The organism is Boseongicola aestuarii (assembly GCF_900184815.1).
Classification (GTDB): Bacteria; Pseudomonadota; Alphaproteobacteria; order Rhodobacterales; family Rhodobacteraceae; genus Boseongicola; species Boseongicola aestuarii.
This window is the reverse complement of the sequence record NZ_FXXQ01000003.1, coordinates 93360-107334: the sequence shown is the minus strand read 5'-3', so window position 1 is coordinate 107334 and position 13975 is coordinate 93360. Positions and strand designations below refer to the sequence as shown.

Sequence of the window (13975 nt, the reverse complement as noted above, 5' to 3'; positions counted from 1 at the left end):
CACCCAGCGTCGCGACGGATATGGTCAAGGAAAGCGCACAATAGAGACGCCCCATGCCCGTATTCGAAACCCCCGTGCTGATCCTCGCCCTCGTCGCGGCGCTTGCCTACCTCCTCGGAGCCGTCCCCTTCGGCATCGTCATATCCCGCGCCTTCGGCCTCGCCGACCCGCGCACCGTCGGCTCCGGCAACATCGGCGCCACCAACGTCCTGCGATCCGGCTCCAAACCCGCCGCCGCTCTCACCGTCCTCCTCGACGGCGCGAAAGGCGGCATCGCCGTCCTCATCGCCGGCGCCATCGTCGGTGAAGACGCTGCCCAGATCGCTGCACTCTCGGCCTTCCTCGGCCACCTCTACCCGGTCTGGCTCGGCTTCAAAGGGGGCAAAGGCGTCGCGACCTTCCTTGGCACCGTCCTCGCCCTGTCGCTCCCGATCGGGATCGCCGCCTGCGCCCTGTGGCTCGCCACCTTCGCAATCTTCCGCATCTCATCCCTCGCAGGCATCATCGCGTCCGCCCTCACCCCCGTCGCTGCCCTGCTCCTCGGCCACGGCGACAAAACCGTTATCCTCGCCGCGATGGCCCTCTTCGTCTGGTGGCGCCACCGCACAAACATCACCCGCATCCTGAACGGCACCGAGCCCAAGGTCGGCCGGAAAAAACCACCCCAGGACACAGCATGACGTTCAAACAAGCCGTCATCACCTGCTTTCAGAAGTACCTGACAATCGAAGGCCGCGCCCCACGTTCGGAATACTGGTACTTCTTTCTCTTCTACATCCTGGTCAATTTCGCACTTGGCCCCATCGACACGACCCTCTTCGGCGGAGGTTACGCCGCCCCGCTCGCCACCATCTTCATGGTGATCATCTTTTTGCCGTTCACCATGGTCGCGATTCGCCGCCTCCACGACCGGGACATGTCCGGCTGGTGGCTGCTCCTGATGCTCGTGCCGGTGGTCGGCTCGCTCGCGCTCGCCGTGCTCTACGTCCTGCCCGGAACACCCGGCCCCAACCGCTTTGGCCCCGACCCGCTTGGCAAAGACACCGACTGGCCGGGTGACAAAGACGATGACGCAACCTACAGCCAGTCCTCAATCCCCCGCGTGAACCGCGAATGACCCCCGGCTTCGTCGAAACCTTCGATTCCCTGCCGACGGGCGGCTATGGCGGGACCTATCAAGGCCGTCGCTATCGCATCACGAAAACCCAGATGGCCGCCGGACGCAGCCAGAAACTCGAAGCCGAAGAGTTGGGTGGCGCCGACTACATCAGCTTCAACCTCTACCGCCTCGCCAGCGGTCAGGCGCTGCTGAAGCCCTGCGAAATGCCCGAAGCGAAAGTCGTCGACTTCGTACTTGGCGTCATTGTCGACTGACCCCCCCATAAGCCGTGCTTGACTCTTCAACTGAGGAGAGATGGGCGCAAAGTAGGGCACCAACCGGTCCTTCGCACAAATCCACGCGCTTCTGCACCTTTCTCCGAAACCCCTGCCTGCCGACAAAATCGCCGAAACTCTGAATATCGCGCGCTCGAATGTCTCGACCGGTCTGAAAGAACTGCAAGGCTGGAAACTGGTCAGCGTCGAGCGCCAGCTTGGCGATCACCGCAAGGGTGAATACGCCCCAACCCGCCCTGCGTTCCCTTGTTCCGCCGCACTCCAAAGACCGAGCGCCCGCACCTCATCGATCCGGTCGCCTTCTTCGCTGCGCCGATCTTTGGGCCAATCGTCTTCACACTGCTGACCTTCTACCTGTTCATCCCCGTCCTCGCGCTGGCCTTCGGCGCGCCTACTTACCTCACATTCGGAGCGCTCTTCTTCTGGCTTGCCCTCAGAAATGGTTGGGACAGCTGGCCGCAAATTGCGGGCTTGGGCTTCCTCTCCAACCTCTCCTCCGCGCCCGCGGTCGCGTGGTTCTGAACAACCTTCAGTCTTGGGACGCCACAGGTGCGACTTCAACGATCATCGCCATGGGCTGCATCTTCGCACCGCTCTGGAGCCTGTTTTTCGCCGTCCTCTACCGCTGGCTTCGCCTCGAAATTTACCAATCTCAATTCGTCAAAAGGAGTAACCTCATGGCCTTCATCGTATCCGCCTATTTCATCGGAGCTCTCTCGGTTCTCGTCGCCCTTGACGCAATGATCCTGAAAGTTGGCACCATCCTCGGCCGACAAAGGTCAGGCCGTTCGCGCCCCCCCGACCCGCGGGAATCGCCCCCGATTTCGTCAAATCCTTACAATACTTTAGCGCGCGCCGCGTTAACACCTCGCACATTCGCCCGCGCGGTCGCACTGACGTAATACCGACGTCTTACCGACGTGGATTCGCCCCCACCCCGAGGCGGGCGTTAACCCCTCCGAACGCTGATTGAAGGTCGCCATTCAAGGCGTTGACTCTCAGTAGGAATAATCTTCAAAGACCCGCGTCACATCACCGTTCCAATCGGTGTTGTACCGCCGGATCAGTTCGTCCGCGGGAACCTCACCACTTTCCAGACTGTCCTTCAAAGCATTAAGGAAATGCGTCTCATCTGGCAGCAATCCCCCTGCTCCCGGCATCGCCCGCGCTCGCAAACCTTCTTCCGCAATATCAACCACTTGCCGTGCCAGATCGTGCATCTTCAACCCGTTCACTTCCGCCTCAAGCCCTGACACAGACGCCTGAACCCGCCAGTCCTCCCGCGCCTCCGCATCCCAGTCCTTCACAAGGTCCCATGCCGCATCCAACGCATTGGAATCATAACAAATTCCCACCCAAAGCGCTGGCAAAGCACACAACCGCCGCCAAGGCCCTCCATCCGCCCCACGCATCTCAATGAACTGCTTCAACCGAGCCTCGGGGAAGATCGTCGTCAAATGATCCGCCCAGTCCGAAAGCGTCGGCAATTCCCCCGGCAACGCAGGCAATTCGCCCTTAAGGAAGTCGCGAAACGACATGCCCAGCGCATCCACATAAGCGCCGTCGCGGTAGACAAAATACATTGGCACATCAAGCGCGTACTGGACATAGCGCTCGAACCCGAAGCCATCCTCGAAAACAAACGGCAACGTCCCCGTCCGGTCCGCATCAAGGTCGCGCCAAATCCGACTGCGCCATGATTTATGCCCGTTCAACTTGCCTTCGAAAAAGGGCGAATTCGCAAATAATGCCGTCGCCACTGGCTGCAACGCCAATGCCACCCGCAGCTTTTGTACCATGTCGGCCTCGGACCCGAAATCGAGGTTTACCTGAACCGTACAAGTCCGGCGCATCATCGCCGTCCCCATAGTGCCGACTTGTTGCATATAGCTGTCCATCAGCTTGTAACGGCCCTTTGGCATAAGGGGCATCTCATCATGCAACCAATGCGGCGCAGCCCCCAAACCAATAAACCGAACGCCAATCTCACGCGCCACGGTGCGCACTTCGTCCAAATGCGTGTTCACCTCGTCACATGTCTGATGAATGGTTTCCAAAGGTGCGCCAGACAACTCCAATGCGCCTCCCGGTTCCAGCGAAACATTCGCTCCGTCCTTCACCAGCCCGATGATCAGGCCACCCTCAAGAACCGGGGTCCATCCATAGCGATCACGCAGTCCCTCAAGCATCGCGCGGATCGACCGCGCCCCCTCGTAGGGAAGCGGTTTCAACGTGTCGCGACAGTAACCGAATTTCTCGTGCTCGGTCCCGATCCGCCAGTCCTGCTTGGGTTTGCAACCCGCAGCCAGATACTCGGCAAGTTGTTCGTGCCGCTCGATGGGTCCGCCGCCGGACTGGGGAATAGACATGTGGGATCGCCTTGATGGTCAAGTCAGACGCTTTGAGTTGCGCGAATACGGCGCGAAGTCAACTCAAGCGCCTGTGTGGTTTTTCCCAGACCGTTGTGCGCGAAACCGGTCGAACGCGTGTTGCATCCGCCAATCGCGAGGCACTAATGCCCGGTAATGCCGAAAACGCATCAAAAAGTGCTTCGCCACCTTCTGCGTCTACCGGGATTTCCAGCGATCGCCCTTGACCATCTGAGAGCTCCCAAACATGCGGTGGAACCACTGCTATCCGAGCCAAATCTTCCAGGGCAACAGAACCACCCGCGGTCGGTCCGAAATAGGATATCTGACGTTCGTCCACGTCAACGACACCTGCGCCGCCACCGTTTGCGCGGAACCGGGCGCGCTGCAACCCGACAAACATCATAGCCGAACCCAAGACCATCATCAGGACCCCGAAGATCAGGTTTGCCCGCGTTGGGCCAAAGACTGTCACTAGGCCAGCAATATCAAGGCCCATCCCAATCAGGAATTCGCGCCATCGCACCAAAGTGGCCTGCGCATCGGGTCGAATGAAACTCATGCCCCGCCCTCGCCATCCAGCGGGTGCCACGGCTTGGGAGCGTCGTCCGCACCCCGCGCATCACGCGCATCATAAGGCGCGCGGACAGGTTCAAAGGTCATGTCCGTAAAGTCACGGATCAGCTCGAGTTCTTCGCCCGACCTGCGAAACAGCTTTCCACCCAAAGTGTCATATCGATCCAGCACCAGGTTCATCGAAGGCGATATCGGTGACAACGCACGCGCCTTTTCTCGCTCGGTTAACTTGGCAGGGACGCCCTTGACCGTCCAAAGCCCCGAGGGATTATCCGCCGTCGGGGACTTTCGCTGCAAGCGTGACAGCCCCTTTGCAAGGCCACGGATATCCTTGCTGCCCGTCGCAAAGTACCGCGTTTTGTCGATGAACCGACCACCGCCGCCCCAAGTAGACCCTTCAGGAAACAACGAAAGAGCCGTGAAGTATGGCGGCTGGGAAATGACCGAATAAGCGCCTTTGCTTTCGTCTGACCAATGGCCGTTCAGCGTGAAATAGATAAAATGCTCACCATCTGGTGAAAGATCACACCAATCCAGATAAATGCGCTGCTTGATCCACTGGCCATCCTCGAATGTATCGCTGTCTCGGTGCCAAAGGATCATCCGATAGTGCTTGGACGGGCCCTGGCGCAAGATGACGGCCTTGTCGTTGTCTGTCGCGAAAAACAGGTGCAACCGCACATAAGGCGCACTCATCGCCAATCCCCAAGCGCTTGTTGCCAAACAGTCAGCGCTGCAACTACCGCCGTTTCCGCCCGCAACACACGCGGACCCAATGCCACTGGATGCGCATTTCCCATGCCGGAAAGACGTGAACGTTCCGCCTCGGAAAACCCACCCTCGGGACCGATCAGGATGGCCCATGGTCCCGGCAAGTCCGGCAAGCCTGCCACTTCCCCGGCACGGGCTTCGTCGCAGAACATCAAGTGACGCTCGGGCGGCCAGTCCGAAAGCAACCGATCCAGTTTTTGCAACTCAATGACGTCAGGCACAAACGTCGCACGGCATTGTTCGGCAGCCTCGACCGCATGGGCCTGAAGTCGGTCCTGTCGGATACGGTCCGAGTTGGTAAATGCCGTTTGCACCGGCATGATCCGCCTTGCCCCCATCTCGACTGCTTTTTCGACGATGAAATCCGTACGCGCCTTCTTGATCGGGGCGAAAAGCAGCCAAAGATCCGGCGGGTCATACTGCGTTAACGATTGCGTGGTACAAATCAATTCACCGCCGCGTTTTCCGGTCTCGGAAATTTCGGCCTGCCATTCTCCGTCGCGCCCATTAAAAAGCGCGACCATATCGCCCAAGCCAAGGCGCATTACCCCGAAAAGGTAATGGGCCTGTTCGCGTATCAAAACGACCGATTGCCCCTGTCCCAAAGGCTGATCTACAAAGAGCCGGACTTTCGCAGTTTTCATGGGGCCAGAGCATATGACCGGTACGGGCGAGACGCCAGACACCAAAGGCACCGGACAGGTCGCTGACGCCGTCAAAGGCAATTGGGTCGATACGATCGCTCCGGCGGCCAGCCGGCCGTATCTGCGCCTCAGCCGCGCAGACCGGCCTATTGGCACATGGCTGCTTCTGATCCCGTGCTATTGGAGCATAGCAACCGCATCTTTGATGCAGGGCACGTTCACAATCATGCATCTTTGGATCGCTATCGGATGCAGCGCGGGGGCATGGCTCATGCGTGGTGCGGGGTGCACATGGAACGACATTACCGACCGGGATTTCGACAAAGCGGTCGCCCGCACAAGGTCGCGCCCCATCCCATCTGGTCAGGTCACGGTCAGGGGCGCCGCGGTATGGATGATCCTGCAGTCCCTGATCGCATTCGCCATTCTCCTCACCTTCACCTGGACCGCAATCGCGCTTGGCATTTGCTCGCTCCTGCTCGTCTGCATCTATCCGTTCGCAAAACGCTTTACGTGGTGGCCTCAGCTTTTTCTCGGCCTCGCGTTCAACTGGGGGGCCCTGCTTGCCTGGGCGGCAGTCACCGGAACGCTCCACTGGGCGCCGGTCTTGATCTATATTGCGGGCATCTTCTGGACGCTCTTTTACGACACGATCTATGCCCATCAAGACACGGATGACGACGCCCTGATCGGCGTAAAATCAACCGCCCGCCTGTTCGGCGAAAACACTTCCAAATGGCTGAAATGGTTCATGGCAGCCAGCGTCTCGTTCTTTGGGGCTGGTGTTGTCCTCGCTCTGGCGCCAGCGACCAATGTCCTGCAACTGGTTGTCTCCCTTGGAGGAATCTGGGCTTTCGGCTGGCATTTGATGTGGCAGCTCAGCCGCCTCAATATCGAGGATCCAGAAAAGTGCCTTGTGATTTTTCGGTCAAATCGCAACGCAGGGCTCATTCCTGTGCTGTTTCTTGCCGTCGCACATTTCGTATGATTGCAGAGATGGCGTGAGCCGATTAACAAAGCACGATGAGCGCGATCGCACCCCTGAAACTCAGATCCTATCTGCCCCATGCCTTTGCAATTCTGATTGCGGGGACGGCCTGTCTCGGCGTCGCGTTCTGGGCCAAAGAGCTTATCGAAGAAAAGACCGCGACGGATATCGGACTGGTCCTTGCGCAGAACGGCCATGACTGGGCAGAAGTCACAACCGATGGCCTTCAGGTGGCGCTGATCGGGACTGCACCGAATGAGGCCACACGTTTTGCAGCCCTTTCGGCCGCAGGGCGGATCGTGGATGCTTCGCGAATTCTAGATCTCATGGAGGTCAAAGCGACAGCCGCCTTAAAGGCACCAGATTTTTCGATCGAGATTCTGAAAAACAATGATGGAATTTCGCTCATCGGTCTTGTTCCGACCGAATCCGACCCTGCGACAATCCTCGAACGCGCGCGCCGAATCGCAGGCAATGCGCAAATCGCCGACCTGCTTGAAAGTGCGGACTATGCGCCGCCACCCGGCTGGGAGCGCGCGCTCACGTTTGGCCTCAACACGCTCGAGGCTTTTCCGCGATCAAAAGTCTCGATCTCGCCAAATCGTGTTGCAATCACCGCCGCTGCGGCCGACTTGAATGAAAAACGGCGGATTGAACGACAGCTGAACCGCGATGCGCCGACAGGTGTTGCCCTGGATCTCAATATCACCGCACCGCGCGAAGTCATTGCACCCTTCACTCTGAGGTTCCTGAAAATCGGCGAAACAGCCCAGTTTGACGCGTGTTCAGCGGATACGGAACAGGCCCGCGACGCCATACTGGCAGCAGCGATCGCGGCGGGCTTGAGCGGACCGACCACATGTCCGTTGGGGCTTGGAACGCCTTCGACCCAATGGGGCGAAGCAGCGGTCGCGAGCATTCAGGCATTGAATGCGATTGGCGAAGGCACCGTCACGTTGTCCAACGTCGATATTACGCTTGTTGCTGCAGAAAACACATCGCTCGCGGAATTTGATCGCGCCGTGGGCGAGCTGAACGGGCGACTGCCGGAAGTCTTCTCGCTGAACGCTGCTCGGCTGGAACGCGAAGATCAGGTTGCGAGCGATGGCGCGAAGCCTGAATTCCTGGCCACCCGTTCACCCGAAGGTCTTGTGCAGCTACGCGGTCGCCTCGGCGATGACCTCACTCAAATGGCCGTTCGCAGCTTTGCGGCCGCGCACTTCGGCTCGGGCAACGTTTACCCTGCCACAAGACTCGATGCGTCCCTCCCAGCCGGTTGGCCCACACGCGTTTTGACGGCTCTGGAATCGCTTGCCATCTTGAACAACGGCGCCGCCATCGTGACTGCGGACAGCGTCGAGGTTTCGGGCGTCTCAGGCCGCCCGGATGCGCGCGGTGAGATTACACGCATCCTGTCGTCCAAGCTCCCTGAGGGGACGACCTTCGCCCTGGACATCAGCTACTCGGAAGCACTCGACCCCCTCGCTGCGTTGCCGACCCCTGAGGAATGCGTCGAAAAGATAAACGAAGCAGTTGCGCAAAAGAAGATTACCTTCGCACCTTCATCCACTGAGATCGAAGACGACGCGATGACAACGATCGATTCGATCTCCGAATTGCTCCGGGATTGCCAGACAGTGAAGATCGAAATTGGCGGCCATACCGACAGTCAGGGTCGCGAAGTGATGAACGAGCAGCTTTCTCAGGCACGTGCGGACGCTGTCCTTAACGCAATCATGGCAAGGCGTGTCCTAACGTCGAACCTCACCGCAAAGGGCTACGGCGAAACGCAGCCAATCGCCGACAATGATACAGAAGCTGGACGCGAAGCGAACCGACGGATTGAATTCCGCCTTGTGGTGCCCGAAACGGTCGCACAGGATGGACCTGTCGACGCCGATTCAAAGGAAACCAGCCAATGAATGGCACAGAGTTCATATTCGCGACAGCGGCTATCTTGTTCGTTGCCTTCATGGCCGGGTGGTTTGCCCATTGGTTAATCAGCCGCATCACACGCGTCACGCGCTCGGATATGGACGATCTGGATCGTATGGCGCAGGAGTTACACCACGCCGAAGAAGCTCGCGATCAGGCGGTCACCTATATGCAGCAGCGCGAAGCGGAGCTGTCAAACCGCATGACTCAGACCGAAGCCGAGTTGAACGCAGCAATGGAAGGCTTGCGGAATGCCCGCAACGAAGCGGAAGAACTTCGCAGCTACATCGAGCGGAACAACAAGGCGTCTTAGTGCTCAGGCACCTTCCGAATGGATCGCCTTGAACGTCAAAGTCGTCAGTGATCGATCAATGTTGGGAATGTCCAGCAAGCCATCATTAATGTAGACGCCGATGTCTTCTTCATCGGGCACATAGATCTTCGCCATGAGATCATAGTCGCCGCTTGTGGAATACAATTCAGAGACAATCTCGCGCAGGTAAATCTCACGTGCGACGTCATAGGTCTTGCCCGGACGGCACCTGATTTGAACAAAGACGCATTTCATCTGCGGGGCTCCCTTGCCGAAACCCTAGCCTTGGCGGGACAAATGGGCAAGACGGTTCGTCTGGACTTAACTTAGCATTTGCGTTGGACCTAATCGTTCGGCTGTCTGCCTTTTAAATCAGAATGATAAATGGGAGTCGCGTCAGGCGCTCAAGCCCGCTAAGACTTACCAAAGGGAAAAATCATGCCGCAACCAAAGCTCGACACATCGCCCAAGGTCTCAGACGAAATCCGCAAGACGACCTGTTACATGTGTGCCTGCCGATGCGGCATCAATGTCCATCTGAAAGAAGGCAAGGTTGCCTACATCGAGGGCAACAAGGACCATCCGGTAAATCGGGGTGTACTGTGCGCCAAGGGTTCCGCTGGCATCATGCAGCATCTTTCTCCGGCCCGCCTACGCGCACCTATGAAACGCGTCGGGCCGCGTGGCTCGGGCGAGTTCGAGGAAATCTCCTGGGAGGAGGCATTGGAAACGGCGGCGTCCATCCTTAAGCCAATCCGTGACACCGACCCAACCAAACTGGCTTTCTTCACTGGTCGTGATCAGTCGCAGAGTTTCACCTCGTTTTGGGCACAGGGCTTCGGAACACCTAATTACGCAGCACACGGTGGCTTTTGCTCGGTAAATATGGCGGCAGCCGGGATCTATACTATGGGCGGCGCCTTCTGGGAATTCGGTCAGCCGGACTGGGACCGCACAAAGCTGTTCATGCTATTCGGTGTTGCGGAAGACCATGACAGCAATCCGATCAAGATGGGGCTCGGCAAACTGAAGAAACGCGGCGCTCGGGTCATAGGCGTGAACCCGATCCGAACCGGCTATAACGCGGTTGCCGACGACTGGGTGGGGATTACACCGGGGACGGATGGTCTCTTTATCCTGAGTCTTGTTCACTGCCTGATGAAGGCTGGCAAGATTGACCTCGATTATCTTGCGCGCCTTACAGATGCGCCGTGTCTGGTGAATGCCGATGAAGCCTCCGACGAGTTCGGGCTGATTCTCCGGAATGAGGCCGGCAAGGCCTTGGTAATCGATCGCCGAACAGGCAAGCCAGCAGCCTTTGATGGCGCAGGCGTGGAGCCGGATTTGTCGGCTTCGTGGCGCCATGCCGGCTTCACGCATCGCCCTGTTCTGCACCATATGGCGGAGCGATACCTGACCGCCGAATATGCCCCCGAAACGGTCGCCGAAAGAGTTGGCATTGATGCGAAACGCATTCGCGCCATTGCCGCCGATATTGCCCGCGTGGCGTTTGATGAAGCGATCGAGCTTGATCGCGAATGGACCGATTTTCGCGGTGTCACGCACAAGAAGATGGTCGGACGTCCAGTTGCGTTCCATGCGATGCGCGGAATATCGGCGCACTCGAATGGCTTCCAGACTTGCCGTGCGCTGCACCTTCTTCAGATCATACTTGGATCAGTTGAAGTTCCCGGAGGCTTTCGCTTCAAACCGCCGTATCCAAAACCAGCGACCGCGCATCCGAAGCCGCACGGCAACGCCCAGCCGGGTAAACCGCTGGATGGACCACACCTTGGGTTTGTTCACGGCCCCGACGATCTGCTGATCAATGAAGACAACACAGCCAAGCGGATCGACAAGGCCTTTTCATGGGACAATCCCATGTCGGCACACGGCATGATGCACATGGTCATCTCAAACGCGCATGCGGGCGATCCTTACAAAATCGACACGCTGATGATGTACATGGCGAACATGGCGTGGAATTCCTCGATGAACACGTCTGGCGTCATGCAGATGCTGACAGATACCGATGAAAACGGCGACTATGTGATCCCGAATATCATCTATTCAGACGCGTATTCCTCGGAAATGGTCGCCTTTGCTGACCTGATCCTGCCCGACACCACTTACCTTGAACGGCACGACTGTATTTCCTTGCTGGATCGTCCGATCTGCGAGGCAGAGGCCGCAGCCGACGCGATCCGCTGGCCCGTTGTCGAGCCCGACCGCGACGTGCGTGGTTTCCAGTCCGTTCTTTGTGAGCTGGGCGGTATGCTTGGTTTGCCGGGCTTCACCAACGAAGATGGTAGCCAGAAATACGCGGATTATGCCGATTATATCCAGAACCACGAACGCAAGCCCGGTATCGGACCTCTTGCCGGTTGGCGGGGTGAAGGTGATGAACACGGACGAGGTGCACCGAACCCAAATCAAATCGAAAAGTATAAAGAAAACGGTAGCTTCTGGATCAGCCACATCCCGGAGGATGCCGAATTCTACAAACCCTGGAATATGGCCTACCAAGACTGGGCCGTGAAAACAGGAATCTTCGATGCGCCGACGCCTTACATTTTTACATTGTGGTGCGAGCCACTTCGGAAGTTCCAGCTCGCGGCTGAAGGCAAGCACCGCCGCTCGCCTCCCGAGCATCTGAAGAAACGCTACGCTGAAACAATGGAGCCGCTTCCGGTATGGTACCCTCCCTTCTCGGACGCCGACGAACGTTTTAACGTGCACGCACTCACACAAAGACCAATGGCGATGTACCATTCCTGGGGGTCGCAAAACGCGTGGCTCCGCCAGATCCACGGCCGCAATCCGCTCTATGTTCCGACAAAACTCTGGGACGCCAACGGCTTTGCCGAGGGCGATTGGGCGCGGGTTACCTCACCGCATGGCGAGATCACCGTCCCAGTCATGCACATGGCCGCGCTCAATGAGAATACGATCTGGACCTGGAACGCGATCGGGAAACGCAAAGGTGCCTGGGCGCTTGACGAAGACTCGCCCGAGGTAACGAAGGGTTTCTTGTTGAACCACATCATTCACGAGTTGCTGCCGTCAAAGGGCGATGGTCTGCGCTGGTCAAATTCGGATCCGATTACAGGGCAAGCCGCATGGTTTGATCTTCGCGTGAAGATCGAGAAGGTGGCTGCTCCGAAGGAATCGATGCCATCGCACCCTGCGCAGAAAAGCCCGGTGCCCAAAGCGCCAGAGACTGTTAAACAGAAGGTGGGGTCATGACCTTACTACCTACACACACTGAAAAAACACTGGGGCTGGTCATCGACCTTGACACCTGTGTTGGCTGTCACGCTTGCGTCACCGCCTGCAAAGGTTGGAACACGGAAAACTACGGCGCGCCGTTGGCAGACGTAGATGCCTATGGCGCCGAGCCGGTCGGAAGTTTTCTGAACAGGATCCATTCCTACGAAGTTCAGCCCGAGACCGGCGGGCCTGCGCAGCTTTTTCATTTTCCCAAGAGCTGCCTGCACTGCGCCGACGCACCCTGCGTGACGGTTTGCCCGACCGGCGCAAGCTACAAACGCGTCGAAGACGGCATTGTTCTGGTTAATGAAAGCGATTGTATCGGTTGCGGATTGTGCGCCTGGGCCTGTCCCTATGGCGCGCGCGAATTGGACCCTTCCGAAAAGGTTATGAAGAAATGCACGCTCTGTGTAGACCGCATCTATAACGAGAACCTGCCCGAGGAAGACCGCCAGCCAGCATGTGTCCGCACCTGTCCTGCCGGCGCGCGTCATTTCGGTGATTTGTCGGACCCAGAGAGCGACGTGTCGAAGCTGGTCGCTGAACGCGGTGGGTTCGACTTGATGCCCGAACAGGGCACGGCCCCCGTCAATAAATACCTGCCTCCACGTCCAAAAGACGAAGTGCCGGAGTTTGACATTCTCGCACCCTACCTCGAACCCGTCGCAGAGGAACCGCAAGGCTTCCTGGGCTGGCTCGACAAGACTCTCGAAAGGATCGGCTAATGCATCCGGCACCGTCGATCATCATGTTCTCGGCCCTTTCGGGTCTCGGCTTCGGGCTTTTGACCATGCTGGGACTTGGATTTCCTGAAGTCAGCGGCTGGGTCGCCTTCATCTTTTTCGCGATAGGCTTTGCTTTGGCAGGTGGCGGACTGATCTCCGCCACGTTCCACCTCGGCCACCCCGAGCGAGCGCTGAAGTCCTTCACGCAATGGCGCTCAAGCTGGTTGTCCCGCGAGGCATGGGCAGCGGCGGGCGCAATGGCCGTGATGGGTATCTACGCCGCGCTCATCATCTTCACCGGCACACGCGTGGCAATTCTGGGTTGGATTGGAGCGGCACTGTCTCTTCTGACAGTGTTCACAACGTCGATGATCTACACCCAACTGAAAACCGTTCCGCGATGGAATCACTGGTCTCCACCAGTCCTTTTCATGTCTTACGCAATCGTTGGAGGCCTGCTTATGGCAGGTCAGGTCAGCGTCGCAGTACCGTTTCTGGTGGCCTTGGGTGTTCTGCAGGTTTTCGCATGGGTCGATCAGGACCGCAAAGAAGCAGCCTCGGATACGACTTTGGCAACGGCTACCGGGCTTGGTCATATCGGCACCGTGAAAGCGTTTGAATCACCGCATACCGGCGGGAATTACCTGACCCATGAAATGGCTTTCCGCATCGCGCGCAAACATGCTCAAACACTTAAAATCATTTCAGTAATTCTCGCTGTTGTTATACCCGTCGCGCTGCTGCTCTTGCCCTTTCACCACCTGCTCGCCTTGCTTGCCGTGGTTTCGCATTTCGCCGGTGTCGCGGCACAGCGCTGGCTGTTCTTCGCTGAAGCAAAACACGTGGTAAGCCTCTACTACGGGCGCTAACTGCATACCTGCTATTCAGGGGGGTGACGTTGTGTCTGTTGCTGTTTTTTTTGCAACTGCATAGTGTCCGCCGAGAATAGCCATGGCGGTATGCTGTGGTCGACCATGCACACGAGAGGA

At 58.0% G+C, this 13975-nt stretch carries 17 protein-coding genes; 12 read left to right on the top strand and 5 right to left on the bottom strand.

All coding sequences use genetic code 11. From position 1 onward, the window contains the following. The first annotated feature begins 53 nt into the window (after positions 1 to 53). The 6 genes from plsY to BOA8489_RS20140 all read left to right on the top strand — a co-directional run bounded on the left by plsY (position 54) and on the right by BOA8489_RS20140 (position 2297). A complete protein-coding gene (gene plsY, locus BOA8489_RS06305; protein ID WP_093973164.1) occupies positions 54 to 680 on the top strand; it encodes a glycerol-3-phosphate 1-O-acyltransferase PlsY in 627 nt (208 codons plus the stop codon). Next, a complete protein-coding gene (locus BOA8489_RS06300; protein ID WP_093973163.1) occupies positions 677 to 1117 on the top strand; it encodes a DUF805 domain-containing protein in 441 nt (146 codons plus the stop codon). The genes plsY and BOA8489_RS06300 overlap by 4 nt, the downstream gene beginning before the upstream one ends. Beyond that, positions 1114 to 1374: a hypothetical protein gene (locus BOA8489_RS06295; protein WP_093973162.1), complete on the top strand. Its 261-nt coding sequence runs from the start codon at positions 1114 to 1116 to the stop codon at positions 1372 to 1374. Before BOA8489_RS06300 ends, BOA8489_RS06295 begins: the two co-directional genes overlap by 4 nt. Positions 1375 to 1453: 79 nt before the next feature. Further along, positions 1454 to 1741 carry a GbsR/MarR family transcriptional regulator gene (locus BOA8489_RS20145; protein WP_281256179.1) on the top strand — a complete coding sequence of 96 codons (288 nt, stop codon included), beginning with the start codon at positions 1454 to 1456 and terminating at the stop codon, positions 1739 to 1741. Further along, entirely contained in the window at positions 1642 to 1917 is a 276-nt protein-coding gene (locus BOA8489_RS20380; RefSeq protein ID WP_093973161.1) for a hypothetical protein, read from the top strand. Before BOA8489_RS20145 ends, BOA8489_RS20380 begins: the two co-directional genes overlap by 100 nt. Before the next feature lie 155 nt (positions 1918 to 2072). After that, positions 2073 to 2297: a hypothetical protein gene (locus tag BOA8489_RS20140; RefSeq protein WP_141138248.1), complete on the top strand. Its 225-nt coding sequence runs from the start codon at positions 2073 to 2075 to the stop codon at positions 2295 to 2297. Between the two features lie 96 nt (positions 2298 to 2393). On the opposite strand, the gene BOA8489_RS06280 is transcribed toward BOA8489_RS20140, so the two are convergent. The 4 genes from BOA8489_RS06280 to BOA8489_RS06265 are packed head-to-tail and all read right to left on the bottom strand — an operon-like array spanning position 2394 to position 5755. Then, the gene (locus BOA8489_RS06280; RefSeq protein ID WP_093973159.1) at positions 2394 to 3764 is read right to left on the bottom strand and encodes a glutamate--cysteine ligase; all 1371 of its coding nucleotides are present in this window, start codon (positions 3762 to 3764) and stop codon (positions 2394 to 2396) included. A 58-nt stretch (positions 3765 to 3822) separates the two neighbouring features. Next, positions 3823 to 4326: a hypothetical protein gene (locus BOA8489_RS06275; protein ID WP_093973158.1), complete on the bottom strand. Its 504-nt coding sequence runs from the start codon at positions 4324 to 4326 to the stop codon at positions 3823 to 3825. Further along, positions 4323 to 5036: a hypothetical protein gene (locus BOA8489_RS06270; protein WP_093973157.1), complete on the bottom strand. Its 714-nt coding sequence runs from the start codon at positions 5034 to 5036 to the stop codon at positions 4323 to 4325. The genes BOA8489_RS06275 and BOA8489_RS06270 overlap by 4 nt, the downstream gene beginning before the upstream one ends. Continuing rightward, complete coding sequence (locus BOA8489_RS06265) at positions 5033 to 5755, bottom strand: 16S rRNA (uracil(1498)-N(3))-methyltransferase (RefSeq protein WP_093973156.1); 723 nt, start codon at positions 5753 to 5755, stop codon at positions 5033 to 5035. The genes BOA8489_RS06270 and BOA8489_RS06265 overlap by 4 nt, the downstream gene beginning before the upstream one ends. Positions 5756 to 5768: 13 nt before the next feature. On the opposite strand from BOA8489_RS06265, the gene ubiA reads away from it, so the two are divergent. From ubiA to BOA8489_RS06250, 3 genes are read left to right on the top strand one after another with little or no spacing between them, the layout of a single operon-like run. Continuing rightward, complete coding sequence (gene ubiA / locus BOA8489_RS06260) at positions 5769 to 6743, top strand: 4-hydroxybenzoate octaprenyltransferase (protein ID WP_093973342.1); 975 nt, start codon at positions 5769 to 5771, stop codon at positions 6741 to 6743. Positions 6744 to 6778: 35 nt separating this feature from the next. Further along, complete coding sequence (locus BOA8489_RS06255) at positions 6779 to 8665, top strand: OmpA family protein (RefSeq protein WP_093973155.1); 1887 nt, start codon at positions 6779 to 6781, stop codon at positions 8663 to 8665. After that, on the top strand, positions 8662 to 8991 hold the full coding sequence (locus BOA8489_RS06250) for a hypothetical protein (protein ID WP_093973154.1): 330 nt from the start codon (positions 8662 to 8664) through the stop codon (positions 8989 to 8991). Before BOA8489_RS06255 ends, BOA8489_RS06250 begins: the two co-directional genes overlap by 4 nt. Positions 8992 to 8994: 3 nt before the next feature. Here BOA8489_RS06250 and BOA8489_RS06245 read toward each other — a convergent pair whose 3' ends face one another. Continuing rightward, complete coding sequence (locus tag BOA8489_RS06245; RefSeq protein WP_093973153.1) at positions 8995 to 9246, bottom strand: Lrp/AsnC ligand binding domain-containing protein; 252 nt, start codon at positions 9244 to 9246, stop codon at positions 8995 to 8997. A 183-nt stretch (positions 9247 to 9429) separates the two neighbouring features. Between BOA8489_RS06245 and BOA8489_RS06240 the strand changes: the two genes are divergently transcribed. The 3 genes from BOA8489_RS06240 to BOA8489_RS06230 are packed head-to-tail and all read left to right on the top strand — an operon-like array spanning position 9430 to position 13855. Beyond that, complete coding sequence (locus BOA8489_RS06240) at positions 9430 to 12237, top strand: molybdopterin oxidoreductase family protein (RefSeq protein WP_093973152.1); 2808 nt, start codon at positions 9430 to 9432, stop codon at positions 12235 to 12237. Next, the gene (locus BOA8489_RS06235) at positions 12234 to 12986 is read left to right on the top strand and encodes a 4Fe-4S dicluster domain-containing protein (RefSeq protein ID WP_093973151.1); all 753 of its coding nucleotides are present in this window, start codon (positions 12234 to 12236) and stop codon (positions 12984 to 12986) included. Before BOA8489_RS06240 ends, BOA8489_RS06235 begins: the two co-directional genes overlap by 4 nt. Beyond that, a complete protein-coding gene (locus tag BOA8489_RS06230) occupies positions 12986 to 13855 on the top strand; it encodes a dimethyl sulfoxide reductase anchor subunit family protein (RefSeq protein WP_093973150.1) in 870 nt (289 codons plus the stop codon). The genes BOA8489_RS06235 and BOA8489_RS06230 overlap by 1 nt, the downstream gene beginning before the upstream one ends. The last annotated feature ends 120 nt before the right edge of the window (positions 13856 to 13975 follow it).